This is a genomic window from Pantoea vagans (genome assembly GCF_004792415.1).
Lineage (GTDB): Bacteria > Pseudomonadota > Gammaproteobacteria > Enterobacterales > Enterobacteriaceae > Pantoea > Pantoea vagans.
Genome location: NZ_CP038853.1, coordinates 3,149,112 through 3,172,904, shown reverse-complemented (window position 1 = coordinate 3,172,904; position 23,793 = coordinate 3,149,112). Strand labels below are relative to the sequence as shown.

The following is a 23,793-nucleotide window of genomic DNA, read 5'->3' as shown; positions in this document are numbered from 1 at the left end:
AATCAGCTGTGTTCCCCGCGTGAGCGGGGATAAACCGGAGCAATTGAAATGGCAACGTATTCATTCCTGGTGTTCCCCGCGTGAGCGGGGATAAACCGCCGGTGAATTTCGATGCACTTTTTGCGGAACAGTGTTCCCCGCGTGAGTGGGGATAAACCGAAATTCTGATAGTAACGGATCCACCTGTTGCAGTGTTCCCCGCGTGAGCGGGGATAAACCGGGCTTGAGGGGATCATTGTGTTGGGGAAAGTGGTGTTCCCGGCGTGAGCGGGGATAAACCGTGAGGATGATGTGGCAGCGGCAGCAGCGCTCTGTGTTCCCCACAAAAGCGGGAAGAGCCAGCCTTCGTCAGCACTCTGTGCCTGAAGCCTGGCTCCGCCCATGCTGTGTGGCCTGCGCCTCAAATCAGAACTGGTAAGTCACACCCATCGCCACAATGTCGTCGTTGTTGATCGACAGCGCGTTGTCATCATCCAACTGGTTGATTTTGTAATCCACGAAGGCGGACATGTTTTTGTTGAAGTAGTAGGTTGCACCCACATCGATATATTTCACCAGATCCGCATCACCGATACCGTTTTCAATATCTTTGCCTTTGGTCTGTACATAGCCAATAGAAGGACGCAGGCCGAAATCAAACTGATACTGTGCCACCAGTTCGATGTTCTGCGCTTTGTTGGCTGCGCCCGCGACGGCAGCGCCGGTATTACGGTTGGTGCCGCTGATTGGCGTCATGTTGCGGGTATCGGTGTAAATCGCCGCCAGGTAAACGCTGTTGGCATCATACTTCACGCCTGCGCCCCAGGAATCTGCACGGTCACCGCCGCCATAGGCGCGCGCCTGCTGCTGGTTGGTGCGGTCAGATGAGGTGATGGCACTCATCAGGCTCACGCCGCTATCACCCAGCGCATAGCCCAGTGAAGCACCATAGCCGTCGCCGTTCTGGCGGTTAATATCGGTACGGCTGTTGGCGCTGGTGGCGTCGTTCTTGCCCTGATACTGCAGCGCAAATTTAAGGCCATCGACCAGACCAAAGAAGTTGTTGTTACGGTAAGTGGCGACACCAGTGGCGCGCTGGGTCATAAAGTTATCTGAACGGGCCGTGCCGTCACCACCGAATTCCGGGAACACGTCGGTCCAGGCTTCGACGTCATACAGCACGCCATAGTTACGGCCATAATCCACCGAACCATACTGCGAGAATTTCAGGCCAGCAAAACCCAGGCGGGTCTTGTTGCCGTTATTGGCGTCGCTGCCTTCAGAGTTATTAACGTTGTACTGATATTCCCACTGACCGTAACCGGTCATCAGGTCATTAATCTGCGTCTGGCCTTTAAAGCCGATACGGGTATAAGACTTGTCACCGTCTGCGCTGGCATTATCGCTGATGTAGTGCTCAGCTTTAACTTTGCCGTATAAATCCAGTTTATTGCCGTCTTTGTTATAGATTTCGGCAGCGTGCGCGGCAGAAGCCAGCGTCAGCGTGGAGACGATCATGGCCAGTGTGCTTTTCTTCATTTGCTATCAATCCCAATGTGAACGCCGTAAAAAAACGAAAGTTTTTGTAAAACACCGACTTTTTACCCGTCCGTGATGAACTTTTTATGACACTTTTCCGGAATTCTTGTTAATGCTGAACTTTTGGTCTACCGCCTTGTCCGCGTAAATTCGTGCTTTTCCCCCGCTGGCTGTTGGCTTCCGTATCGACTCCTGTTAAAACGTCCTTTCGTAAAAATTTTTCACTACGGCAGGAAATATGAGTGGCAGTCAGACCTTAGTGGTCAAGTTGGGTACCAGCGTTCTTACCGGCGGCTCTCGCCGGTTAAATCGGGCGCACATGGTGGAACTGGTTCGTCAGTGCGCGCAGCAGCATGCCGCAGGCCACCGCATTGTGATCGTCACTTCTGGCGCGATGGCCGCCGGACGCGAACATCTGGGCTACCCCGAACTGCCACCCACCATCGCCTCAAAGCAGCTGCTGGCTGCGGTGGGGCAGAGCCGTCTGATTCAGCTGTGGGAACAGTTATTCTCCATCTACGGTATCCATATTGGTCAGATGCTACTGACCCGTGCCGACATGGAAGATCGCGAACGTTTCCTGAATGCCCGCGATACGCTGCGCGCGCTGCTGGATAACCACATTGTGCCGGTGATCAACGAGAACGATGCGGTTGCTACCGCCGAAATCAAAGTGGGCGACAACGACAATCTTTCGGCGCTGGCGGCGATGCTCGGCGGTGCCGACAAGCTGCTGCTGCTGACCGATCAGCAGGGGCTGTTTACCGCCGATCCGCGTAACAATCCTGACGCTGAGCTGATCAGCGACGTCCACGTGATCGATGATGCGTTACGCGCGCTCGCGGGTGACAGCGTATCCGGTCTCGGCACCGGCGGTATGTCGACCAAGCTTCAGGCGGCGGATGTTGCCTGCCGCGCCGGAATAGACGTGATTATCGCCTCGGGCAGTCGCAGCGGTGTGATCAGTGATGTGATTGACGGCAAGCCGGTTGGCACGCGATTCCATGCACAGCAATCGCCGCTGGAGAACCGTAAACGCTGGATTTTCGGTGCGCCACCGGCGGGCGAACTCACCGTCGATGACGGGGCACTGGCGGCCATCATTGAACGCGGCAGTTCGCTACTGCCCAAGGGCATTCGCGCAATCCAGGGGAATTTCTCGCGCGGTGAAGTGATCCGCATTCGCAGCCTGCAGGGCCGGGATATTGCTCACGGTGTTTCTCGCTACAACAGTGACGCGATGCGCATGATAGCCGGCCATCACAGCCAGCAGATCAGCGAAATCCTGGGATATGAATATGGCCCGGTGGCCGTTCACCGCGACGACATGATCGTCAGTTAAGGAGCGGACAATGCTTGAAGATATGGGAAAAGCGGCGCGTGCCGCAGCGTATACCGTGGCCGATCTGTCGACGGCTGAGAAGAATCAGGTTCTGATGACCATTGCTGACCGCCTTGAGGCGGAGAGCGCAGACATTCTGGCTGCTAACGAGCTGGATTTAGCCGATGCGCGTCAGAACGGCATGAGTGCCGCGCTGTTAGACCGGCTGACACTCAATCCGCAACGCCTCGCCAGCATCGCCAGCGATGTGCGTCAGGTCTGTCAGCTGGCCGATCCGGTGGGACAGTTAATCGACGGCGGTCAGCTCGACAGCGGACTGCGTATTGAACGCCGTCGCGTGCCGCTGGGCGTTGTGGCAGTCATTTATGAGGCGCGTCCCAACGTCACGGTTGATGTCGCCAGCCTGTGCCTGAAAACCGGCAACGCCGCCATTTTGCGTGGCGGCAAAGAGACCTGGCGCACCAATGCGGCCACCGTCCGGGTGATCCAGAACGCGCTGAAGCAGCACGGTCTGCCGACGGCTATCGTGCAGGCGATTGAAAATCCGGATCGCGAGCTGGTGAATCAGCTGCTGAAGCTGGATCGCTACGTCGATATGCTCATCCCGCGTGGCGGAGCCGGGCTGCACAAGCTGTGCCGGGAAAACTCCACCATCCCGGTGATTACCGGCGGCATCGGCGTGTGTCACATCTACATTGATGAGACGATGGAGATTGAACCGGCGCTTGATCTGATCGTCAACGCCAAAAAACAGCGTCCCAGCGCCTGTAACTCGCTGGAAACGCTGCTGGTGGATCAGGCGATGGCCGAACGTTTCCTGCCCGCTTTCAGCGCGCGTATGGCGCAGGAAGGCATCGCGCTGCATGCTGACAGCAACGTGCTGGCGCAGCTGCAGCAGGGCCCGGCTTCGGTCATCCAGGTTAATCCTCAGCAGTACAATGATGAGTGGCTGTCGCTGGACCTTAACGTCAAATTAGTGGCGGATATGGATGAGGCGATCGATCACATCCGTACGCACGGCACGCAGCACTCGGATGCCATCCTGACCCGCGACACCCGCAACGCCGCGCGGTTTGTTCGTCAGGTCGACTCCTCAGCGGTCTATGTTAACGCCAGCACCCGCTTCACCGATGGCGGGCAGTTTGGCCTGGGGGCGGAAGTGGCGGTCAGTACCCAGAAGCTGCATGCACGCGGCCCAATGGGATTAGAGGCGCTGACCACCTATAAATGGATTGCCTGGGGCGACGACACGCTCCGGTCATAGCTACGATAATTTTTAACAAAACGGGAGTCTTTCAGAGACTCCCGTTTTTTTTAGCCCGGCTTTCCGGTCCATTTAAAGATAGAGTTTCCTGCCCGTCTGATCAATTTTCATTCCGATCCCGTCACCGTTGCCCGTTATGCTGGCTGAATTTCACGCAATTTCTTACGGAACATTCCTGAAAGCCGGGGCTGTATGCGGCCTGAGGCAATATTTTTTGTTCAGCTGCAGGCCGAAGCGGATAATGATAATTAGAAATGCTTGATAAAGCGGTTAGGTAGTAAACGAGCGGTAATATAAAATGAACTGGTAGCAATAATGAAAATAACATCCAGTATCTCTTCTATGGCTGATTATTAACTAATGGTTAAAAAAGAAAGTACAAGACAAGCTTTCACCACCAGGCTGATAGCGGCCTGTGAGAGTGCCGGCATTGTCGGACATGGACGAAACAAACAGGTTGCCAGAGCCCTGCAGCAGCAGGGCTGTAAGATTTCAACACCAGGAGTGTGGAAGTGGTTTAACGCGCAGTCAGTGCCTGATGGCGGAAATTTACTGGCGCTCAGCCAGCTGCTGGGAGTCAGGGTAGAGTGGCTGCAATACGGTATGGAACAACCTGCTGACCCGGTAACGCTGAGCACGTTTACCGGCCATAAGAATGTGTTTCGGGTGGATAGTCTTGATATCGGGCAGCGAAGCGCTGCGGGTCTGCCCGCGCGTGATGAGTTTGTGGAGACCATCCAGGCGATCGAATATGGTCTGGATGAGGCGCGGGTGCTATTCAACGGGCGTTCGGCGGAGAACATCCGGTTAATTGCCATCAATAGCGACTCTATGGCTGACACCTTTGCACCGCGCGATCAGCTGTTTGTGGATATCAGCGTGCGGATGTTCGACGGTGATGGCATCTATATTTTTACCCTCGATGAGCAACTCTATCTCAAGCGTCTGCAGCTGCAACATAAGAAAATTGCTGTAATTTCAGATAATAAACGCTATGAAACCTGGTATCTCAATCACGAAGACGTTACCAGCCTGAAGGTCCTGGCAAAAGTGATCATGAGTCAGGCGCGTCACTATCAAATCCTCGGCTAAGGCCGCTTTTGCTGCCTTTCTCAGACAGGCTGCAAAAAAATAATCGGCATAAATTCATAAATTTAACCAGCAGTAAATAAAAAATTAACCAACAGTGTTTGATAAAGCATAAGAACCTGTTAATAATTTGGATATGGATGAACGAAGCAGTTCTTTCACGGATGAGCCGCTCTTAAACAATTGAGGCGCTGCACAAGCGCGAATCATACCACCCAAAAGTCAGTGAACTTTGGGATGGGGTGGATGCGCAAAATGCAGCGTCGTCAGATGCCGTTTATTTCCCCTCGCTTACTTTCCACCTGGCTGCTAACGCAGCCGGGCGGCGAGCGTGCGAGCGCGATACACGTCATTCGGGCCCGTTCGGATCACCGAAAGCTCGCGCCTGCCACCCCATCGCCAAAGACTCATTCACAGGAGGAGTTATGGCGATAATTCACTATGGCAAAAGCGTTTTTGTGGGCAACGCACGTACTCGTCGCCATCGGCGGCGCCAACCTCTCAGCAGCCTGACTCAGAGCATCGACCAGGCCCTGAACTTCCCAACTGAACCCCCCGTCCTGAGACGTGCAGAGCAAATCTGCCAGCGTCAGGTCGCCCCGCGCGTTGATCGCGCAATCACTGCACCCCGCGTCACCAGTCAGGAAACACCCAGTTTCGACAATTGCTGTCTTCCGCATGTTCACCTCTACGCCGTGAGCTGAAGCGCGAAGAAAGCGTGCATTTCCGTTCCGGCTAACTCTTCGTTATCTCCAGCTATCACTGGACGCAATTTGCTGAATTACTGTTCAGTTTTGCTGCAGGGTCAGTCAGGCCTCTTGCCGCGCCTGAATGGGTAATGATCAGCAGGCGTTATGTATTTCTTTTCACAATGGTGAATTGCTTTAACCCGTCATTAAGGAGTCGTTATGAGCCAGATAATTGCAGTACTGAATTTTGAAGAGGGATATGTCGACACGCCTTACCTCGACACGCTGGGCTTTCCCACGGTGGCGGGCGGTATCCGCATCGGGCCTAAGGGGGCATCGCTGAGTAATTACACCTTCCGCGTGCCACGGCGCGTCGGGGATGTCTGGAAGCAGTGCATTCTTGAAAACAAAGTTCAGGAGATGCAGGGCAGGGATCTGCTGCGGAACGCGCTGGCGAAGTGCAATGACGCCCGCACGGATGTGTTGCTGAGCATGACCTATCAGCTGGGCGTCGAAGGCGTTATGCAGTTCAAAAACATGCTCACCGCCATCGCTGCTGAACAGTTCAGTGAGGCAGCTGACGCGATGATGAACAGCCTCTGGGCCCGCCAGACACCGGGCCGCGCCCGGCGTCATGCGGAGATGATGCGCAGCGGAACCTATGCGGTTTACAGGGGGCTGCTATGAGATGGCTCATGTTTCTCGTCGCCGTACTGACGGCGATCATCATCCTGCTGCTGTTGCAGCGCTTCACCACCCTGCAGTTTGTCTCTCATGCCCGCCTGCTCTTCAAAACCTGGTCCGTCTGGCTCGCGTCGCTGGGTTCAATGCTCAGCGCCTGGGCGCAGTCGTTTCCTTCTGCTGCCGTTGATGCCTGGAGCGTACTGCCGGAGGACGTGAAAGCGATTCTGCCACACAACTACCTGGGGCTGGTGGGCGCATTCATGGTGGCGATGGGGGTGATTGCTCAGTTTGTTCGTCAGAAAAATCTGCTTAACGCGAAAGAGCAGGCTGAAGGAGCGAAACCATGACTCTGATTACCACCTTACTGGGCGGCAGCTGGCACTGGCTTGCCGCACTGGCTGGCGTTATTGCAGCACTGGGCGCCAGTTATTTCGGCGGCAGGAAAATCGGCAAAGTGCAGCAGAAGGCGCGATCTGACGTCGCAAACGCGCAACAGGAGGCGGCCCGCGTCAGCGCGGTGGCGCAACAGCAACAACATAACCGCGAGGAGGCTAACCGTGTGGCGACTGACAATCACAGCCTTGATGACGCTGCTGCTCGCGACAAGCTGCAGCAGTCGAAATACCACAAACCCTGAGCCGGTGGCGATCACCGACTCTGCCTGCGTACTTTTTTCCCCTCTTTATACCTACGGCGATGACGCGCAAAAAATGGACGTCAGGACAGTGCGCGCCATCAACACCCACAACGACATGTGGGACACCCTTTGCGGCCATCCGGCTGCGGCTAAGTAGTGCGCTGATGGTCAGCGCGATATCTCAATGATCCTGAGGAGGATTCTATGATCGAAGTTAACTCTTTTGCTGAACTGCGCACCACTGTTCCACCAAAATCAGGTGAAGTCGCGAGCCTGAAACGCTATTACGACAAAGACTCCAGCTTCCGTGGCGGCGCAGACTTTGTCGGTTTCCTCAGCACCACGCCGCTGAAAGATGATGGCGGTACGGTGGCGGTGGGTAACGGTTTCTACTGGAAGCGCACCATCAACGATCCTGCCGAAGTGAATATCCTGCACTTTGGCGCGAAAGGGGATGGCGTCACCGATGACACTGATGCCTTTAAGCGCATGCTGGCATGGACGCAGAGCTATAACACCTATGCCAAAGCCATTCCGGTACGTTTCCCGGGTGGTCGCTTCCTGATTTCACCTATCGATATCAGCGATACAGAGTTGCCGTTCTTTGGTCTGGCAGGTGACGATATCGAACTCGGCTCGTCACCGCGCACCACTATTATTTCTGACAAAAGTGCTACTCCGGTGTTTAAGGTTAATGCGCGTAAAATCGCCATCAAAGGCATCTGCTGGCACGGACAGGCTAATGCCGGGACTGTCGACACCACACTCAAAGTCACCGTCACGCCTGAACAGTGCAGCAACGTTCAGCCGTTCTTCGAAAACACGATTGTCGGCGGCCAGATCGTCAATATCTTCTGCTTTAAGGCGCAAAGTACCGGGGGAACCGTCTTTAAGCTGCAGGATACGCTCGACAGTAAGTTCGATCAGATCTACACCTCCACGACCTATTCACGCGTGTTTGATGTCGGCTGGTCAAACACACCGAAGGGGAACTGGGACCACTCAACCGCCATTGAGCTCTGTAATGCCAACTTCCAGTCGGGCTACGGCGATGCCACGCTGTACATGCCGCGCGTTACGCAGGGCGTCATGCGCAACGTCTGGATTGAGCACACGACTAACCCGGGGGATCTGTCGGACGGCGGCTGGAACATTGAGACGCTCAACATTGAAGATTGTGCCACGCCGCTTAATCTCAACAATGCCCGCGTGGTGATGCGTCATATTAACCTGCAGGCGGGGGCGAAAATCACCAATGATCTGGCCGGGAGTAAGTGGTTATCGACCTTTGAATATGGCTATCGTCGGGATGAGAACTACGGCACATTCATGACCGGTTCGCTGCGTGCTGGCTATTACAGCGGCTATAAAGTGGTGAATAACACCGCGACCGACAACTGGTATCGGCTGGGGCAGCTCTATTTCCCGGCGCCTAACCAGCAATGGGTGATGGAGCTGATCAGTAAAGCGGATGCCACCACGCCGTCCGGCACCGCCGGTTCACCGGTAAATATGCCTGCCACCGGTAAAACCCTGATCAACCTGCAGCGACTGGAGACGGTCTGGGCCGATGCTTACCACATGGGACAGCCTTCCGTGCTGGACATTCGTTATGGCCGGGTAGGGACCACCTATGCCGTCATCTGGGTCAAGCTGAAAGCCAACAGCGGCGAGACCATGTTCAACCTGAAGACCACCGGTCCGACCCGCTTCGATACCGGTTCCTGCTCGCTGTTCCAGTCTGATATGTCGGTGGTGACGGACATCACCAATATCAGTAACCTGAAACCTGCGGCACGCTTCGGCATGCACAATGGCCTGGCAGGTATTGGTGCTAACGAGAAGGGCGTGGTGACGCTCGCGACCGCTGCGGGAACACCGACCAATAAAACCGCGCCAACCGGTTTTGTGCTGATCAATATCAACGGCGTTGACCGCAAGGTTCCTTACTACGATTGATGATCGGCATGTTTTGGGCGAGGCTCCGGCCTCGCCCTTTTTTAACCGGTAACAAAAGTCAGGTGAAAATATCATTGTCATATGGGGAAATATGAATGCTTTTCAAACAAGTGCGCTTGACGTAATAACGGCTCTTTTTTACCGTAGCACCCGTACTTCTCACCCTTGCCGGTGTAGCTCAGTTGGCAGAGCAGCGCATTCGTAATGCGAAGGTCGCAGGTTCGACTCCTGTTTCCGGCACCACTCCGCTCTTTTTCAGCCTCACGCCGGAATAAATTTCTGCAGGCCTTTCTTAAGCCTCTATTCTGATTAAAGAACCCACACTGAGAATTTACCGTCGCCAGCCGCTATCTGGTGGCGCGGCAGGGGTTATCTGCCATAAACAATGCGCGCTCTGGCCGGGTTGTCAGTCCGGAACGCTGAACCGTTCACTCATCGCCGCTAAGTTCAGGCCACGCTATTTGCGTTTAATTTGAATAACGGCTTGCGTCGCCTGGTGAAGTGTGGCCTAATGAATCGTCGGTTTGATTAACAGACACTATCAAAGTAAGTAACCAAAGCAGTTCTCATCTCTAAGTTTGTCGCGAGACATCCCTTCTTTTTGAGTCTTCTCTTACGTTCTGATTAAACTCTGTTCTCAGGCCATTATGCCGGAAGGCTCGATATATTAAGGATTTAAGCATGTCTAACAAAATTCGCGGTACCGTTAAATGGTTTAACGCAGAGAAAGGCTTCGGTTTCATCTCTCCTGCAGACGGCAGCAAAGATGTATTCGTACATTTCTCTGCAATCCAGGGCACCGATTTCCGTTCATTAGACGAAGGTCAGCAAGTTGAATTCACAGTAGAAAATGGCGCCAAAGGCCCAGCTGCTGCGAACGTTGTTGGTCTCTAAGGACTGAAAATTACTTTTAAATGTCCTCACTGTAATGGCTCACAGTTTCGTACATCGCATTTTGATGTTACAAGAGCCAATCCGCATGGAGCGAAATGCATTTTCTGCAAATCTGTCGTTGTTCAGGTGAACGCGGCGAGGATTGCAATTCAGAGCCAGCTTCGCGCTCTCTGATAAAGGCTAGTGAGCTTTATAGCGTTGTTGCATTTACAGTAATAAAAGGCTGCCTCTGGCAGCCTTTTTTGTTTTCTGCAGTTCCCCTCCGCCATCCCTCATCCTTTCTTCTGTACCCGCCGGAATACCTTAGCTTCCCTGCGTAATTCTTTACTCAACCACCTGTAACCTGTTCGTTTACTGTCACCGATCTGAAACAGGCCTGCCGGAGCAGGCCATTAAAGGGAATCAGCGAAGCACGGGTTGCAGTGCGAGCTTGCCGGTATTAAACACGCTCATCGCCTGCGCCATACGCTCAGCCTGATCCTGCAGTGCCTGTGAAGCAGCTGATGCTTCCTGAACCAGCGCAGCGTTCTGCTGCGTTACCGCTTCCATCTGGGTAATCGCCTGATTGATCTCATTGATACCGCTGCTCTGCTCGCTGCTGGCAATGGTGATTTCGCTCATAATATTCGCCACGCTCTGCACGCTGTTTACCACCTCACCGATGGTCGAACCCGCATGGGTTACCAGTTTGCTGCCTTCATCGACTTTAGCGACCGAATCTTCAATCAGTACCTTAATCTCTTTGGCCGCGGAGGCTGAGCGCTGTGCCAGATTACGCACTTCACTTGCAACCACCGCAAAGCCGCGACCCTGTTCACCCGCACGCGCCGCTTCAACGGCGGCGTTCAGTGACAGAATATTGGTCTGGAAGGCGATGGAGTCGATAACGCTGATGATATCGACAATTTTGCGTGAGGAGAGGGCGATCGCTTCCATCTTCTCGATCACTTTTTCCATGACCACGCCACCTTCACGCGCTACGCTGGAAGTCGTCGATACCAGGTGATTAGCTTCACGTGCGTTGTCGGCATTGTGTTTCACGGTCGACGTCATCTGCTCCATGGCAGAGGCGGTCTCTTCCAGCGAACTGGCCTGCTGCTCAGTGCGGGTTGAGAGGTCCAGGTTACCACTGGAGATTTGATTGGAGGCGACCGCGATAGTGTCGGAGCCGGTGCGTACTTCAGTCACAATCGACAGCAGGTTATCGTTCATGCGCTGCAGCGCCTGCATCAGGACGCCGGTTTCATCGCGCGAGGTGACCTGCATCTGGGTACTCAGATCGCCCGCGGCAACGCGTTCAGCAACGTCAACCGCTGCAACCAGTGGACGGACAATAGAGCGGGTCAGGAAGTAGCCCAGCATAATCGCGGCCAGAATCGCCAGCGCGGAGAAAATCAGCGTGATGGTGATAGCAGACTGACCATTTTCCACAATGCCCTGACCTTCACTGCGCAGCTGCGAGTCCTGAGAGTTGGCAAAATTCACCGCATCCTGCAGGAATTTGTTCTGGGTGGCGGTCATCGATTTCAGGACATAGGCGCTGGCTGCATCAAAATTGCCCGCTTTGATCAGGCCGATCAATTCAGTTTTGACCTGCTCAAATGCCTGAGACGAGGCCAGCAGACCGGCGATCTTTTTCTTACCGACGGGTGTAACCTGGATGTCTTCAATCTTTTTCATCGCGATGTTGGTGCGTTGCGTGGCTTCATCCAGCTGACCATAACGCTTCACATTCATTTCCGGACGGTTTGTGTCGATCACCATGCCGCGCAGGTATTTGATCTGATCGTTGACGCCATCGCGCACATCAAATGCCAGTCGTACTTTCACATAGCGATCGTCAACGATCGATGAGATCGCGGTATTAATACTGTTAATTCTGGTAATGGATGTTACGCCAATCACTATCAGTAACGTCACAATAATACCGAAGGCTGCTGCGAGCCGCATACCGACCTTCATATTCTTGATACTGAACATGTTCTCTTCCCCGTTTTATTATTAATCAGTTTGTTAGCAACACTCAGGTTCTCTGCTGTTGTGCGCAGTGCCTTGCTGATGTCTGTGGTCACAACCGCAGGCAAAAAGGTGATCTCGCACAGTCTGTTATCGGAGCACGCAGTTGTACCTTTAATAATTTTTAAGTAATAACGGTGCGTGAATAAATAGTCACTGAAAAGCTTCAGAAAGGGTTAACAAATAAACAAAGGGGAAACTCAGGCAAAAAAAAGGGCCGTCAGCAGGAATGCTGACGGCCCGATCCAGACAAGCATGACCGGATTCAGAAAACTAAGAAGTAGAGGCCTACCCAGAATGCGACACTTAACGTGACGGCGGTAATCCAGGCCAGCTGGCGTAAACGGCCACGCAGCACTTTCTGAGGAGAAGGGGTAGCAGGTGCCGGTGTAACAGGTAAAGTTTCAATGTGCATAGTCGGTTCCTGATCAGGCCAGCCATTCTGCTGGCTAAAAAGTAAAAACATACCGGGCATTCTTCGCGGCCCGGATTTGTTTAGCGTGCAGTGTCGAGAACGTTGAAAATCACGTCTGACAGCTCATTCAGTTCAAACTTCGCCACATAACCGTCGGCACCCACTTTGCGCACATGATCTTCGTTGGCGCTGCCAGAGAGTGAGGAGTGAATGACGACCGGCAGAACCTTGAGAATCGGGTCCCGCTTAATGTTGCGGGTCAGCGTAAAGCCATCCATCTCTGGCATCTCCAGATCGGTCAGGACCAGCGCAATTTTGTCGTGAATCGACTCGCCCGCGGCCTGTGCTTCCTGGCTCATCAGCTTAATTTTTTCCCAGGCTTCCAGTCCGGTGTTAAACATCAGCGCCGGGATGCCCATGCTCTTCAGGCCCTGCTCCAGCAGCTGACGCGCCACTTTAGAATCTTCTGCCACAATGGCGACTGCACCAGGGCGATAGTTGAACGCACGCGGTCTGGCCGCTTCCGGTTCAACGCCGCGCACTGAAGGAATGATGTCATACAGAATCTGCTCAACGTCCAGCACCATCGCCAGCTCGTTGCTCTGTTTGTCGCTGTCCAGGCAGGCGATGCTGGTAATATTGCGGCCGCCGATACCGGCTTCAGCGGTATGCACCTGGCTCCAGTCGAGACGCACGATGTTCTCAACTGACTCCACGGCAAACGCCTGGGTGTTACGGGCATACTCGGTCACCAGCAGCAGGTTAAGACCGGTTTCCGGCACACAGCCCGCTACTGCAGGCAGGTCGATGACCGGAATGAACTGACCACGAATACTCGCCATTCCCAGCAGCGGCGAACGCATGCCCGCGGCTTTAGTGATGGTTGGCATCGGTACAATTTCACGCAGCTTGAAGACGTTAATGCCAAACAGTTCAGACTTGCCTTTCAGCTGATCGGAACCTAAGCGAAACAGCAGCAGCTCAAACTTGTTCGATAACGCGAGGTTCGCTCTTTCATCGATCTCTTTTTGAAAATTATCCATGGTTGCCTCTGCATTAACGCAGCTGGTGAAATAGGGTGTAAACAGGTTATCGGCAGCAAACGGAAAAAGGTGAGAAGAGAAGGGTGAAATAAAACGGATGCCAATTATTGTGCCAGGCTTAACCCTGAAGGTTCAACATGGACACCTTTCCAATAAAGGAGTGTGAAATGAAAAAAGTGATTTTAGCGTCGTTGCTGGTGATGATGAGCGCAGGCGTTTCAGCTGAAGAGGGCGGATACAAAGCAGGCGATACGCCGCCGCCGCAACACAAGCAGGATGCCGGCTATAAAGGGTCAGAAGATACCGGCCAGACCCACATCGATCAGATCCGCGATTTCCGTCAGGGCGGGTATGTAACGCTGGAAGGTTACATCGTGAAGAAAGAACAGGGCGAGCGGTATCAGTTCCGAGACAACACCGGGACATTACCGATTATTGCCCCGAAGAAGACCTTTGATGGTAAAACCTACACCGCTGAGGACAAAGTGCGCGTCAGTGGCAAGGTACAGGGTAAAGGCGATAAAACCACGCTGCATGTGTCACGCATCGAAGAGCCATAACAGACCGGGCGAGGTCATGACCTCGCCCTTTTTAATTTAGTCTTTCAGCAGAATCGCCCGGCAGGTTTTGCCTTTGATTTTGCCCTGCTTAAGTTTCACCAGTGCCGCTTTGGCCTGATTTGCCTCAATCGCTACGTAGGCATGGGTCGGGGTCAGGACAATTTTCCCAATCTGCTCAGCGCGATAACCCGCTTCACCCGTCAGCGCACCCAGAATATCTCCCGGACGTATCTTGGCTTTACGGCCACCATCAATGCACAACGTCATCATGGCGGCAGGCAGTGGCTTACTGCTGCCTTTTTTCAGCGTGCTGGCCGAGACCCACGGCAGTTTCTGCTGCAGGAAATCTTCCAGCGCATGCGCACGCGCCATCTCATCGGCCGCGACCAGGCTGACGGCAACACCATGCTCGCCTGCACGCGCCGTACGACCAATGCGGTGCAGGTGAACTTCAGGGTCCCAGGCGAGCTGATAGTTGACCACCATCGCCAGCGATTTGATGTCGAGTCCGCGCGCGGCGACATCGGTCGCGACCAGCACGCGACCGCTGCCGTTCGCGAAGCGAATCAGCACGCGTTCACGATCGCGCTGCTCAAGGTCGCCATGCAGTGGCAGGGCGCTGATATCACGCACGTTAAGCGCTGCAGCAACATCATCACACTCACGTTTAGTGTTGCAGAAGACCACGCAGGATGAAGGCTGACGATCGCTGAGCAGGGCTATCAGCAGGCCCAGTTTTTCATTGTGGCTGGCTTCAAAGAACTGCTGGTCGATTGACGGCAGTTCGCTGACATCTTCAGTGACAACGCTCAGTGCATCACGCTGAAAGCGGGTGCTGATAGCGGTGATACCGTCGGGCCAGGTAGCGGAAAAAAGCAGCGTCTGACGCGAGGCGGGCGTCGCTTCAATGATCGTTTCCATATCATTGAGGAAGCCCATCTCCAGCATCCGATCCGCCTCATCCAGCACCAGCGTGCTGAGCTGGTCCAGCTTGAGGTTTTCGCGGTTGATGTGGTCGAGGATACGACCCGGCGTGCCGACCACAATATGCGGTGGATGCACCAGCGAGTCACGTTGCGCGCTCATTGGCTGTCCGCCACACAGGGTGAGCACTTTGATGTTACGGGTGAAGCGCGCCAGCTGGCGCAGCACGTTACCCACCTGATCCGCCAGTTCACGGGTCGGACAGAGGATCAGTGCCTGCGTCTGAAAGCGGGTGCTGTCGATATGGTGCAGTAAACCAATACCAAAGGCAGCCGTTTTACCGCTGCCGGTTTTCGCCTGCGCGCGCACGTCGCGTCCCTGCAGAATGGCGGGCAGCGTAGCGGCCTGCACGGGCGTCATGCTGGTGTAGCCCATCTCGCGCAGGTTATCGAGCTGGCTGTCGGGAAGCGAATTGAGGGTAGAAAAAGCGGTCACGGGCGCGGCCTCTGAGGCTGAAAGTGTGGGGCATTATTGCGGGGCAAGTCTGGCAGAAAGCACGCCTGACAGCAACGGTAACCTCGATGGTTAGCGGTATGAAACTAAATCTGCCGGTGCGCTTAGGAATAAGCTGAAGTTTACTGAAAAAAGGTGGTTTATTTTTATAGATTAACGCCGGCTTAACGTAGTTGTTCCAGAGTGACGATCGGTTAATACCAGTAATTATTTTATAAGTGACCGTTTTTAAAAAAATATTTCATTGTTAATCAGATAAATCCTCAACTAAGACTCCAGTAATAGAATTAATCATTAAAAAATATCACCACTGGTGCCGATAAAAATCCTGATCTAATTGCTTTATATTTATCGCGCCATATTCCTGGTACAACGACCGGTAGAGGGTATTTGCATTGAGTAATAGCATCCAGGGACCACATGAAAATGTGCTTAAAATAGTAGGCCGCGCCGTACTGACACTGCATGTTCATGGCGAGAGTTTATCTGCGGATAAAATCGCATCCATGATCGGCTGTTATGCGGAAGATGAGCCCTGTGATCAGGAAGATCGTCGCTTATACGCGCTGGCAATGGAATTAATGTCGAATGATCAATGGGCCAAAAGCGCGTAACCCGCACTCCGCTCAGGTAAATGCAGAGCCTCCCGTGTGGAGGCTCTGTTGTTTTTGGGGGGCGTATCAGGGGACAGGTTCAGGCAGTAAGATCGCTGCTGGCAAATCCTGAGCAGGTATGTGCTAGCCGCAGAGCAGGCTCGATCTCGCCGCTAGCTGAGAAGGCTCAGGCCGAGGCCAGCGCAAAGACCGGTTTGCCGCGTGAGAAGGTCGCCACTACCGGTGAAATGCGCGCCACCGCTTCAGCGGAACAGCTCGCTGCTACCAGCATCATGCTCGCATCATCGCCCGGCGCAGGCCACTGACGATCGCCCTGAGCAGAGAGCGGGAGCCGATCGTCTGTGGCGATCGCCAGCGCCCGCGACAGCGAGAACTCATCTGAGCCGCGATAGAGCTGCGCATAGAGATTCGCTTTTTCCAGCATGCTGCCGGTGCCAAACGGGGACCAGTGATCAATCACGCTGTCGGTGCCGGTCATCACTTTGATGCCCGCCGCCTGCAATTGCGGAATCGGCATAGTGAGCCTGCCAATCGGCAACGTGGAAGCGACGCTGAACTGCTGCTCCGCCAGCCCTTCGATCATGTTATCCAGTGCACTGCCGGTAAGCGTCGCCAGCGCAAAACCGTGGCTCAGCGTCACTTTACCTTTCAGCACCGGATTCTGCGCCACGGTGTCAATCATGTACTGAATCGCCGCCACGCCAGCCGGTGAGGTTTCATGCAGATGAATATCCACGCCGCGCTGATAGTCGAGCGCAATCTGAAACATGGCATCCAGCGATTTCTCCATCGCGCCATCCACGTTAGTGGGATCCAGCCCGCCGACATATTCAACGCCGTTCTGCATCGCCTCACGCATCAGGCCATCAACCTGCGAGTGCAGCAGACCGTGCTGCGGGAAGGCAACGATCTCGCAGGAAAAAGCAGGATGACGGGCTAATGCCGCCTGCAGATGTTCCAGACTTTTCAGGCCGCTGACCGGATCGATATTGCAATGGCTGCGGGCGCGGGTAGTACCTTTGGCGTGCAGCAGGGCGATCAATCCTTCGGCACGGGCCTGGGAGTGCGGCAGCAGCTGCGGAATCAGCACCTGCTCGCGTGCAATCATATCCATGATGGTTTTGCCCTGACGTGGACGTGGAGCCTGCCACGGACCGCCGTAGAAGGTTTTATCAAGATGGATATGCATATCCTGCGTCGCGGGCAGCAGCAGCGCCTCCTGCGCATCCCATGACGGTAGCGTGCTGTCACCCTGGCCCGCCGAGGTCAGCTGGTCAATTTTGCCGTCGCGCACGCTGATGTCGTAAAGACCGGTCCGGGTCGCGACGACGTCGTCATCCTCACGGATAAAACCCTCTTCCAGTCGCACATTGCGCAGCAGATAGTGGTCCTGTCGGGGCAGGGCGGCGGGCTGGTCGGGATTGATGGCGGGCAACGATGAGCGGGTCTCGGCACTGGCCTGACCAAGACCGGCGGCCAGCAAGCCGCCTGCGGCGGTCCAGCGAACGCTTTGCCCCAGGAAATCACGGCGGCTCGGCGAAGAGGAAATAGGCATCAGAGGCTCCTGCAAAGTGAACAAGGTCTTAATCTGACAAACGACGCGTCACCCTGCTGCGTTATTTTCCACTGACGGCTATTCGATATTTCACTGCCAGCGCAGCTTGCCGAATGCCGCCAGTGACGCCGCCAGTTCGCGCTGCAGCGGATCCTGAGGATGACGGCAGAACAGCGCCAGTTCAAAGGTATTAATCACCGGCAGACCCTGTTCAGGACCCAGAACCCGGTGCTCCGGCAGACGGCAGCTGGCAGGCAGTAACGTCAGCCCCAGCCCCTGTGCACTGGCGGCGGCCAGCGCGACCAGGCTGGCGCTGCTGTAGCTGATGCGCCAGCTGCGGCCCAGCGCATCAAGCGTCTGACAGACCTCATCGCGATAGAGCCCCTGCTGGGGAAACAGCACCAGCGGGACCGGCGTCTGCTCAAAGCAGGGCCACTCTGCACTGTCGAGCCACAGCAGCGGTTCAGGACGCGACGCCAGCGGACGGTCGCCAGCGGGCTGTTTAATCAGCATGATGTCCAGCTCTTCACGCTGCCAGGCACGACGAAGCTCCACCTGCATACCGCTCATCACATCCAGCCGCAGCTGCGGATGATCACGACTGAAGTGCGCCAGCAGACCGGCTGTGGGGGCGGCAAAATCTTCCGGCACGCCAAGGCGCAGCACGCCATCGCGCCACTGATCACTCAGTACATCGTGCGCTTCCCCGTTCAGCGCAATAATTCGCCGGGCGTAGCCTAAAAGTTTTTCGCCTTCTTCGGTGATCTGTACCTGATGCGAGGAGCGGACCAGCAGTTCTTTGCCGACCATCTCCTCCAGCCGCCGCACCTGCTGGCTGACGGTAGACTGCGACAGGTGCACCCGGTCGGCGGCGCGGGTAAAGCTGGCGGTTTCGCACACCGCCACAAAGCTGAGCAGTTGTTGCGGAGTGAACATCGGCTGACGATTCATTTTTCCACTACCTGGCAGAGTAATATTTCATTTCCAGATAGTAGCGACTGCTGTCAGGCTGGCAACTTTTAATGGCGTAGATTTCATATGAAGAGAGAGAACAATCTGCTGCTGGTGGCGCTTGTGCTGGCCGGGCTGAATATGCGGCCACTGATGACCTCGGTCAGTCCGTTACTCGGTGAGCTGCGGCAGAGCATCGGTCTGTCACCGCTGGCGGCGTCGCTGCTGCCTGCAGTGCCGATGATGATGATGGGTGCCATTGCCCTGGTCAGTGCGCCGCTGATGCAGCGCTTTGCGGTGCGCAAATTACTGCTGGGCGGGCTGTTACTGCTGCTGCTGGCGCTGGTGAGTCGATGGTTTGTGCCGGACGGACGCGGGCTGGTGCTGACTGCCGTGCCGGGTGGGGCGGGCATTGGTATCGTCCAGATGGCGATGCCGGGATTGATCCGTCAGCGCTTTGGCAGCCGCAGTGCGGGCGTGACCGGACTATGGGCAGCGGCGCTGATGGGCGGCGGCGGGATTGGCGCGGCGATCTCGCCGTGGCTGAGTGCACATGCTGGCTGGCAGGGGACACTGAGCAGCTGGGCGCTGCCGGTGGTGCTGGCTATCCTGCTCTGGCTGTTGATCACCACCACGCCACCCGCAGCCCGCACGGAGGCCGACGCGCTGCCTTCGCTGTGGCGAAAAACCCGCGCCTGGACGCTGGCGCTGAGCTTCGGGCTGGTGAACGGCGGTTACGCCATTTGTGTTGCCTGGCTGCCCGATTTTTACCATCAGCGTGGCTGGAGTGCGCAGGCGGGCGGTTCACTGCTCGGCATGATGATCGGCTGTCAGGTTACCGGTGCGCTGCTGCTGCCGTTGCTGGCGCGGGGCCGCGATCGTCGACCATTGCTGCTGCTGACCCTGGCCATGCAGTTCTGCGGCATGCTCGGCTTCCTGTTTGCACCACAGCTGGCACCGTGGTTCTGGGCGGGGATGGCGGGCTTCGGGCTTGGCGGGGCGTTTCCGCTGGCACTGGTGCTGGCGCTGGATCATCTGGAGCAGCCCCAGGCTGGCGCGCGGCTGGTGGCCTTTATGCAGGGCGTCGGCTTTATTATTGCGGGCAGCATGCCGTTTATCGCCGGTCAGCTGCATGCGCTCACCGGAAATTTCACCAGCGTCTGGATTCTGCAGGCGGCGGTCACGCTGCTGCTGATTGTGCTTAATCTGCGTTTTCATCCGCACAGCTATCAGCGCGCCTTCCCGGAGATAAATCGGTGATTTTGGTCCGACCAATTACGGCAATATTTTTCTCTGGTTCACACTCCGGGAAAATTCGCGCAACTTCTGTTGCCATAGATTAACAATGCATTAACTATCTGTTGCCATAAGCCCCGATACAGCGGTTTGGTCTGACCAATCCGGGGGCAGATGGCATACAGTATTGCACCTGCATGCCACATCACCTTTTCCTCTGGAGATACTGGCATGCAGATCTGGCAACAAAACTACGATCCGCTGGGTAATATCTGGCTCTCAAGCCTGGTCGCGCTGATCCCGATTCTGTTTTTCTTCTTTGCACTGATTAAGCTGAAGATGAAAGGCTATCTGGCCGCCACCACCACCGTGGTGCTGGCGCTGCTGGTGGCGCTGTTTCTCTATCAGATGCCCGTTGCCCAGGCGCTGGCCGCCGTGGTGTACGGCTTTCTCTATGGGCTGTGGCCGATTGCCTGGATTATTGTCGCCGCCGTGTTCGTCTACAAAATCTCGGTCAAAACCGGCCAGTTCGATATTATCCGTGCCTCTATCCTCTCCATTACCCCCGATCAGCGTCTGCAGATGCTGATTGTCGGCTTCTCGTTCGGGGCGTTTCTGGAAGGCGCGGCAGGTTTTGGTGCGCCGGTGGCGATTACCGCCGCGCTGCTCGTGGGGCTGGGCTTTAATCCGCTTTACGCTGCCGGGCTCTGCCTGATTGTGAATACCGCGCCGGTCGCGTTTGGCGCAATGGGCATTCCGATTATCGTGGCGGGTCAGGTCACCGGACTGGATAGCTTCGCCATCGGCCAGATGGCCGGACGCCAGCTGCCGCTGCTGACGCTGATTGTGCTGTTCTGGATTATGGCAATTATGGATGGCTGGCGCGGCGTGAAAGAGACCTGGCCAGCGGTCGTTGTGGCGGGTGGATCCTTTGCCCTTGCCCAGTTCCTCAGCTCCAACTTCCTGGGGCCGGAGCTGCCCGATATTATCTCGTCGCTCGCCTCGCTGATTTCGCTGACGCTGTTCCTGCGGGTCTGGAAACCGGTGCGCATCTTTCGTTTTGCCGATGCAGAGGCGAAGCACGGTGATGTGCTGCAACCGCCACAGAAGTATCGGCTGGGGCAGGTGATCCGGGCGTGGATGCCGTTCCTGTTTCTCACCGCCACCGTCACGCTCTGGAGCATCCCGCCATTTAAAGCGCTGTTCGCCAAAGGTGGTGCACTCTATGAGTGGGTGCTGGCTGTGCCGGTGCCGATGCTGAATGAGCTGGTGGCGCGGATGCCGCCCGTGGTCGGCAGTGCAACGCCTTATCCGGCGATCTTTAAGCTGGATCTGGTTTCCGCCACCGGCACCGCCATTTTAATTGCGGCGATTATGGCGATGCTGTTCCTGCGCATGAAGCCAAAGGCAGCGCTGCAGACCTTTGGTGAAACGCTGAAAGAGCTGGCGCTGCCGATCTACTCCATCGGGATGGTGCTGGCCTTTGCGTTTATCTCCAACTACTCCGGTCTCTCTGCCACGCTTGCTCTGGCGCTGGCGCACACCGGCCACGCGTTTACCTTCTTCTCGCCGTTCCTGGGCTGGCTGGGCGTCTTCCTGACCGGATCCGATACCTCATCGAATGCGCTGTTTGCCGCGTTACAGGCGACTACTGCCCAGCAGATCGGCGTTTCCGATGTTCTGCTGGTGGCGGCTAATACTACCGGCGGTGTGACGGGTAAAATGATCTCGCCGCAGTCGATCGCCATCGCCTGTGCGGCGGTCGGGCTGGTGGGAAAAGAGTCCGACCTGTTCCGGTTTACGGTTAAACACAGCCTGATTTTCACCTGTATGGTGGGGGTGATTACCACGCTTCAGGCCTACGTCTTCCCCTGGATGATCCCATGAGCAATACTGCCGATCCGCTGCTGACACGCCTGCGGGCCTATATCACCGAACATCAGCTCGAACCGGGCATGCGCCTGCCCGCCGAGCGCCAGCTCTCTGCGGAGCTCGGCGTCTCACGCTCCTCGCTGCGTGAAGCGATACAGCAGCTGATCAGCAGCGGCATGCTCATCAGCCGGCGCGGCGGCGGCACCTGGATTCGTCAGCAGCTGGCACCCTGGTCGGAACAGCGCATCGTCGAACCGATTCGCCAGCTGCTGCGCGACGATCCCGACTACCGCTACGACATTCTGGAAGCGCGCCATGCCATCGAGGCCAGTACTGCCTGGCATGCGGCACTGCGCGCGACCGATGCCGACAAAGAGAAGCTGCAGTACGCCTTTGACGCCACCCTGAAGCTGAAAGAGAGTGACGATCCCGACCTCGCTGCCCAGGCGGATGTGCGCTTCCATCTGGCGATTGCCGAGGCGTCACACAATGTGGTGCTGCTGCAGACCATGCGCGGCTTTTTCGAGCTGCTGCAGTCGTCGGTGATGCAGAGCCGTCAGCGCATGTACACCCAGCCAGCCATTTTTGCCCGCCTGACGGAACAGCATCGGGCACTGCTGGATGCGATCCTCGCGGGCGACGCCGACGCGGCCCGTCAGGCGGCGATGCAGCATCTGGGCTTTGTCCATACCACGCTGAAAAGTCTCCATGAAGATGAAGCGCGCCAGGCGCGCATCACCCGCTTACCGGATAACGACACACGCAACCCAAAGGAATCTGACTGATGATTATCTCAGCTGCCAGTGACTATCGCGCCGCCGCGCAACGTATCCTGCCGCCGTTCCTGTTTCACTATCTTGATGGCGGGGCTTACGCCGAGCACACCCTGCGACGCAACGTGGAGGACCTTTCTGACGTGGCGCTGCGCCAGCGCATTCTGAAGAACATGTCTGAACTGAGCCTCGAAACGAAATTATTTAATGAAACCCTGTCGATGCCGGTTGCGCTGGCACCGGTCGGCCTGTGCGGCATGTATGCCCGTCGCGGCGAAGTGCAGGCGGCGCGTGCGGCAGCCCTGAAAGGCATTCCGTTTACCCTGTCGACAGTCTCGGTCTGCCCGATTGAAGAGGTGGCCCCGCAGATCAATCGTCCGATGTGGTTCCAGCTTTACGTGCTGCGTGACCGCGGCTTTATGCGCAATGCGCTGGAGCGTGCAAAAGCCGCTGGTTGTTCAACGCTGGTGTTTACCGTGGATATGCCGACGCCGGGCGCGCGTTATCGCGATGCGCACTCCGGGATGAGCGGTAATCACGCGGCGCTGCGTCGTTACTGGCAGGCGGTCACCCATCCACAGTGGGCGCTGGATGTGGGACTGCAGGGCCGCCCGCACGATCTGGGGAACATCTCCGCCTATCTCGGCAAGCCGACCGGGCTGGAAGATTATATTGGCTGGCTGGCGAACAACTTTGATCCCTCGATCTCGTGGCGCGATCTGGAGTGGATCCGCGAGTTCTGGGATGGGCCGATGGTGATCAAGGGCATTCTCGATCCGGAAGATGCGCGCGACGCGGTACGCTTTGGCGCGGATGGCATCGTGGTCTCGAATCACGGCGGACGCCAGCTGGATGGCGTGCTCTCCTCAGCCCGTGCGCTGCCAGCGATTGCCGATGCGGTCAAAGGTGACATCACTATTCTGGCGGACAGCGGCATTCGCAACGGGCTGGATGTGGTGCGGATTATTGCGCTGGGCGCAGACAGCGTGCTGCTGGGACGGGCGTTTATCTATGCGCTGGCGACCCATGGACAGCGCGGCGTGGAAAACCTGCTGAACCTGATTGAGAAAGAGATGCGCGTGGCCATGACGCTGACCGGCGCAAAATCGATAAGTGAAATTACCCGCGATTCGCTGGTGCAGGCGGAGGCGCTGCTGACACCCACAAGCACGGTATCACGTCCCCGCGCGGTGAGTTAGCCTGCGAAAATGAATGTATTGTCTATACTTAGCTTCTTTACCAACA

23 protein-coding genes, 1 tRNA gene and 1 CRISPR repeat array (1 of these 25 cut by a window edge) are annotated in these 23,793 nt (G+C 56.0%); of the genes, 17 read left to right on the top strand and 7 right to left on the bottom strand.

What is annotated here, in order from left to right; all coding sequences use genetic code 11:
• Nucleotides 1-281: a CRISPR direct-repeat array (repeat unit 29 nt; unit sequence GTGTTCCCCGCGTGAGCGGGGATAAACCG); it reaches 297 nt to the left of the window's first position.
• Between the two features lie 124 nt (nt 282-405).
• A complete protein-coding gene (ompC, locus tag EGO56_RS15055) occupies nt 406-1,518 on the bottom strand; it encodes a porin OmpC (RefSeq protein ID WP_013356907.1) in 1,113 nt (370 codons plus the stop codon).
• Nucleotides 1,519-1,756: 238 nt separating this feature from the next.
• Here ompC and proB point away from each other — a divergent pair, with 238 nt between their 5' ends.
• The 11 genes from proB (at nt 1,757) to ymcF (ending at nt 10,250) form a co-directional block, all read left to right on the top strand.
• A complete protein-coding gene (gene proB / locus EGO56_RS15050; protein ID WP_013356908.1) occupies nt 1,757-2,860 on the top strand; it encodes a glutamate 5-kinase in 1,104 nt (367 codons plus the stop codon).
• 10 nt (nt 2,861-2,870) lie between these two features.
• Complete coding sequence (gene proA, locus EGO56_RS15045; protein WP_135909967.1) at nt 2,871-4,124, top strand: glutamate-5-semialdehyde dehydrogenase; 1,254 nt, start codon at nt 2,871-2,873, stop codon at nt 4,122-4,124.
• 360 nt (nt 4,125-4,484) lie between these two features.
• Complete coding sequence (locus EGO56_RS15040) at nt 4,485-5,216, top strand: S24 family peptidase (RefSeq protein WP_135909965.1); 732 nt, start codon at nt 4,485-4,487, stop codon at nt 5,214-5,216.
• Between the two features lie 422 nt (nt 5,217-5,638).
• Entirely contained in the window at nt 5,639-5,917 is a 279-nt protein-coding gene (locus EGO56_RS22660; RefSeq protein ID WP_033731690.1) for a transcriptional antitermination N peptide, read from the top strand.
• A 204-nt stretch (nt 5,918-6,121) separates the two neighbouring features.
• Nucleotides 6,122-6,589 carry a glycoside hydrolase family protein gene (locus EGO56_RS15030; RefSeq protein WP_033731691.1) on the top strand — a complete coding sequence of 156 codons (468 nt, stop codon included), beginning with the start codon at nt 6,122-6,124 and terminating at the stop codon, nt 6,587-6,589.
• Nucleotides 6,586-6,933 (top strand): DUF7940 domain-containing protein, encoded by a 348-nt coding sequence (locus tag EGO56_RS15025; protein WP_135909963.1) that lies wholly within the window; start codon nt 6,586-6,588, stop codon nt 6,931-6,933. The genes EGO56_RS15030 and EGO56_RS15025 overlap by 4 nt, the downstream gene beginning before the upstream one ends.
• Nucleotides 6,930-7,223, top strand: a complete 294-nt coding sequence (locus EGO56_RS15020) for a hypothetical protein (protein WP_135909961.1) — start codon at nt 6,930-6,932, stop codon at nt 7,221-7,223. The genes EGO56_RS15025 and EGO56_RS15020 overlap by 4 nt, the downstream gene beginning before the upstream one ends.
• 204 nt (nt 7,224-7,427) lie before the next feature.
• Nucleotides 7,428-9,182, top strand: a complete 1,755-nt coding sequence (locus tag EGO56_RS15015; RefSeq protein WP_135909960.1) for a glycosyl hydrolase family 28-related protein — start codon at nt 7,428-7,430, stop codon at nt 9,180-9,182.
• A gap of 167 nt (nt 9,183-9,349) precedes the next feature.
• Nucleotides 9,350-9,425, top strand: a tRNA-Thr gene (locus EGO56_RS15010).
• A gap of 438 nt (nt 9,426-9,863) precedes the next feature.
• Nucleotides 9,864-10,076: a transcription antiterminator/RNA stability regulator CspE gene (gene cspE / locus EGO56_RS15005; RefSeq protein ID WP_003854408.1), complete on the top strand. Its 213-nt coding sequence runs from the start codon at nt 9,864-9,866 to the stop codon at nt 10,074-10,076.
• Between the two features lie 3 nt (nt 10,077-10,079).
• A complete protein-coding gene (gene ymcF / locus EGO56_RS22530; RefSeq protein ID WP_098053076.1) occupies nt 10,080-10,250 on the top strand; it encodes a cold shock small protein YmcF in 171 nt (56 codons plus the stop codon).
• Between the two features lie 228 nt (nt 10,251-10,478).
• On the opposite strand, the gene EGO56_RS14995 is transcribed toward ymcF, so the two are convergent.
• From EGO56_RS14995 to EGO56_RS14990, 3 genes are all read right to left on the bottom strand, one after another.
• Nucleotides 10,479-12,056 (bottom strand): methyl-accepting chemotaxis protein, encoded by a 1,578-nt coding sequence (locus EGO56_RS14995; RefSeq protein WP_013356915.1) that lies wholly within the window; start codon nt 12,054-12,056, stop codon nt 10,479-10,481.
• Nucleotides 12,057-12,357: 301 nt separating this feature from the next.
• Nucleotides 12,358-12,507, bottom strand: a complete 150-nt coding sequence (locus tag EGO56_RS22345) for a hypothetical protein (protein ID WP_167493438.1) — start codon at nt 12,505-12,507, stop codon at nt 12,358-12,360.
• Nucleotides 12,508-12,587: 80 nt separating this feature from the next.
• Complete coding sequence (locus tag EGO56_RS14990) at nt 12,588-13,550, bottom strand: chemotaxis protein (RefSeq protein WP_013356916.1); 963 nt, start codon at nt 13,548-13,550, stop codon at nt 12,588-12,590.
• Between the two features lie 167 nt (nt 13,551-13,717).
• On the opposite strand from EGO56_RS14990, the gene EGO56_RS14985 reads away from it, so the two are divergent.
• The gene (locus EGO56_RS14985) at nt 13,718-14,110 is read left to right on the top strand and encodes a YgiW/YdeI family stress tolerance OB fold protein (protein ID WP_033731697.1); all 393 of its coding nucleotides are present in this window, start codon (nt 13,718-13,720) and stop codon (nt 14,108-14,110) included.
• Between the two features lie 36 nt (nt 14,111-14,146).
• On the opposite strand, the gene dbpA is transcribed toward EGO56_RS14985, so the two are convergent.
• Complete coding sequence (gene dbpA / locus EGO56_RS14980; protein WP_135909958.1) at nt 14,147-15,529, bottom strand: ATP-dependent RNA helicase DbpA; 1,383 nt, start codon at nt 15,527-15,529, stop codon at nt 14,147-14,149.
• Between the two features lie 413 nt (nt 15,530-15,942).
• Here dbpA and EGO56_RS14975 point away from each other — a divergent pair, with 413 nt between their 5' ends.
• Nucleotides 15,943-16,161, top strand: a complete 219-nt coding sequence (locus tag EGO56_RS14975; protein ID WP_013356919.1) for a hypothetical protein — start codon at nt 15,943-15,945, stop codon at nt 16,159-16,161.
• Between the two features lie 166 nt (nt 16,162-16,327).
• Here EGO56_RS14975 and EGO56_RS14970 read toward each other — a convergent pair whose 3' ends face one another.
• Together EGO56_RS14970 and EGO56_RS14965 are read right to left on the bottom strand one after the other, a co-directional pair.
• Nucleotides 16,328-17,716, bottom strand: coding sequence for an amidohydrolase family protein (locus EGO56_RS14970; protein WP_135909957.1), 1,389 nt, complete (start codon nt 17,714-17,716; stop codon nt 16,328-16,330).
• A 90-nt stretch (nt 17,717-17,806) separates the two neighbouring features.
• Entirely contained in the window at nt 17,807-18,667 is an 861-nt protein-coding gene (locus tag EGO56_RS14965) for a LysR family transcriptional regulator (protein WP_135909955.1), read from the bottom strand.
• 87 nt (nt 18,668-18,754) lie between these two features.
• On the opposite strand from EGO56_RS14965, the gene EGO56_RS14960 reads away from it, so the two are divergent.
• From EGO56_RS14960 to lldD, 4 genes are all read left to right on the top strand, one after another.
• Nucleotides 18,755-19,927 (top strand): cyanate transporter, encoded by a 1,173-nt coding sequence (locus EGO56_RS14960; RefSeq protein WP_135909953.1) that lies wholly within the window; start codon nt 18,755-18,757, stop codon nt 19,925-19,927.
• 207 nt (nt 19,928-20,134) lie between these two features.
• Complete coding sequence (gene lldP / locus EGO56_RS14955) at nt 20,135-21,790, top strand: L-lactate permease (RefSeq protein WP_135909952.1); 1,656 nt, start codon at nt 20,135-20,137, stop codon at nt 21,788-21,790.
• Nucleotides 21,787-22,560, top strand: a complete 774-nt coding sequence (lldR, locus tag EGO56_RS14950; protein ID WP_135909950.1) for a transcriptional regulator LldR — start codon at nt 21,787-21,789, stop codon at nt 22,558-22,560. The genes lldP and lldR overlap by 4 nt, the downstream gene beginning before the upstream one ends.
• Nucleotides 22,560-23,747 (top strand): FMN-dependent L-lactate dehydrogenase LldD, encoded by a 1,188-nt coding sequence (lldD, locus tag EGO56_RS14945; RefSeq protein WP_135909948.1) that lies wholly within the window; start codon nt 22,560-22,562, stop codon nt 23,745-23,747. The genes lldR and lldD overlap by 1 nt, the downstream gene beginning before the upstream one ends.
• Nucleotides 23,748-23,793: the final 46 nt, after the last annotated feature.

What these genes read in the sequence shown, in the direction of transcription:
- ompC (WP_013356907.1), bottom strand. Translation starts at nt 1,518, where the DNA reads ATGAAGAAAAGCACACTGGCCATGATCGTCTCCACGCTGACGCTGGCT.
- proB (WP_013356908.1), top strand. Translation starts at nt 1,757, where the DNA reads ATGAGTGGCAGTCAGACCTTAGTGGTCAAGTTGGGTACCAGCGTTCTT.
- proA (WP_135909967.1), top strand. Translation starts at nt 2,871, where the DNA reads ATGCTTGAAGATATGGGAAAAGCGGCGCGTGCCGCAGCGTATACCGTG.
- EGO56_RS15040 (WP_135909965.1), top strand. Translation starts at nt 4,485, where the DNA reads ATGGTTAAAAAAGAAAGTACAAGACAAGCTTTCACCACCAGGCTGATA.
- EGO56_RS22660 (WP_033731690.1), top strand. Translation starts at nt 5,639, where the DNA reads ATGGCGATAATTCACTATGGCAAAAGCGTTTTTGTGGGCAACGCACGT.
- EGO56_RS15030 (WP_033731691.1), top strand. Translation starts at nt 6,122, where the DNA reads ATGAGCCAGATAATTGCAGTACTGAATTTTGAAGAGGGATATGTCGAC.
- EGO56_RS15025 (WP_135909963.1), top strand. Translation starts at nt 6,586, where the DNA reads ATGAGATGGCTCATGTTTCTCGTCGCCGTACTGACGGCGATCATCATC.
- EGO56_RS15020 (WP_135909961.1), top strand. Translation starts at nt 6,930, where the DNA reads ATGACTCTGATTACCACCTTACTGGGCGGCAGCTGGCACTGGCTTGCC.
- EGO56_RS15015 (WP_135909960.1), top strand. Translation starts at nt 7,428, where the DNA reads ATGATCGAAGTTAACTCTTTTGCTGAACTGCGCACCACTGTTCCACCA.
- cspE (WP_003854408.1), top strand. Translation starts at nt 9,864, where the DNA reads ATGTCTAACAAAATTCGCGGTACCGTTAAATGGTTTAACGCAGAGAAA.
- EGO56_RS14995 (WP_013356915.1), bottom strand. Translation starts at nt 12,056, where the DNA reads ATGTTCAGTATCAAGAATATGAAGGTCGGTATGCGGCTCGCAGCAGCC.
- EGO56_RS22345 (WP_167493438.1), bottom strand. Translation starts at nt 12,507, where the DNA reads ATGCACATTGAAACTTTACCTGTTACACCGGCACCTGCTACCCCTTCT.
- EGO56_RS14990 (WP_013356916.1), bottom strand. Translation starts at nt 13,550, where the DNA reads ATGGATAATTTTCAAAAAGAGATCGATGAAAGAGCGAACCTCGCGTTA.
- EGO56_RS14985 (WP_033731697.1), top strand. Translation starts at nt 13,718, where the DNA reads ATGAAAAAAGTGATTTTAGCGTCGTTGCTGGTGATGATGAGCGCAGGC.
- EGO56_RS14970 (WP_135909957.1), bottom strand. Translation starts at nt 17,716, where the DNA reads ATGCCTATTTCCTCTTCGCCGAGCCGCCGTGATTTCCTGGGGCAAAGC.
- EGO56_RS14965 (WP_135909955.1), bottom strand. Translation starts at nt 18,667, where the DNA reads ATGAATCGTCAGCCGATGTTCACTCCGCAACAACTGCTCAGCTTTGTG.
- EGO56_RS14960 (WP_135909953.1), top strand. Translation starts at nt 18,755, where the DNA reads ATGAAGAGAGAGAACAATCTGCTGCTGGTGGCGCTTGTGCTGGCCGGG.
- lldP (WP_135909952.1), top strand. Translation starts at nt 20,135, where the DNA reads ATGCAGATCTGGCAACAAAACTACGATCCGCTGGGTAATATCTGGCTC.
- lldR (WP_135909950.1), top strand. Translation starts at nt 21,787, where the DNA reads ATGAGCAATACTGCCGATCCGCTGCTGACACGCCTGCGGGCCTATATC.
- lldD (WP_135909948.1), top strand. Translation starts at nt 22,560, where the DNA reads ATGATTATCTCAGCTGCCAGTGACTATCGCGCCGCCGCGCAACGTATC.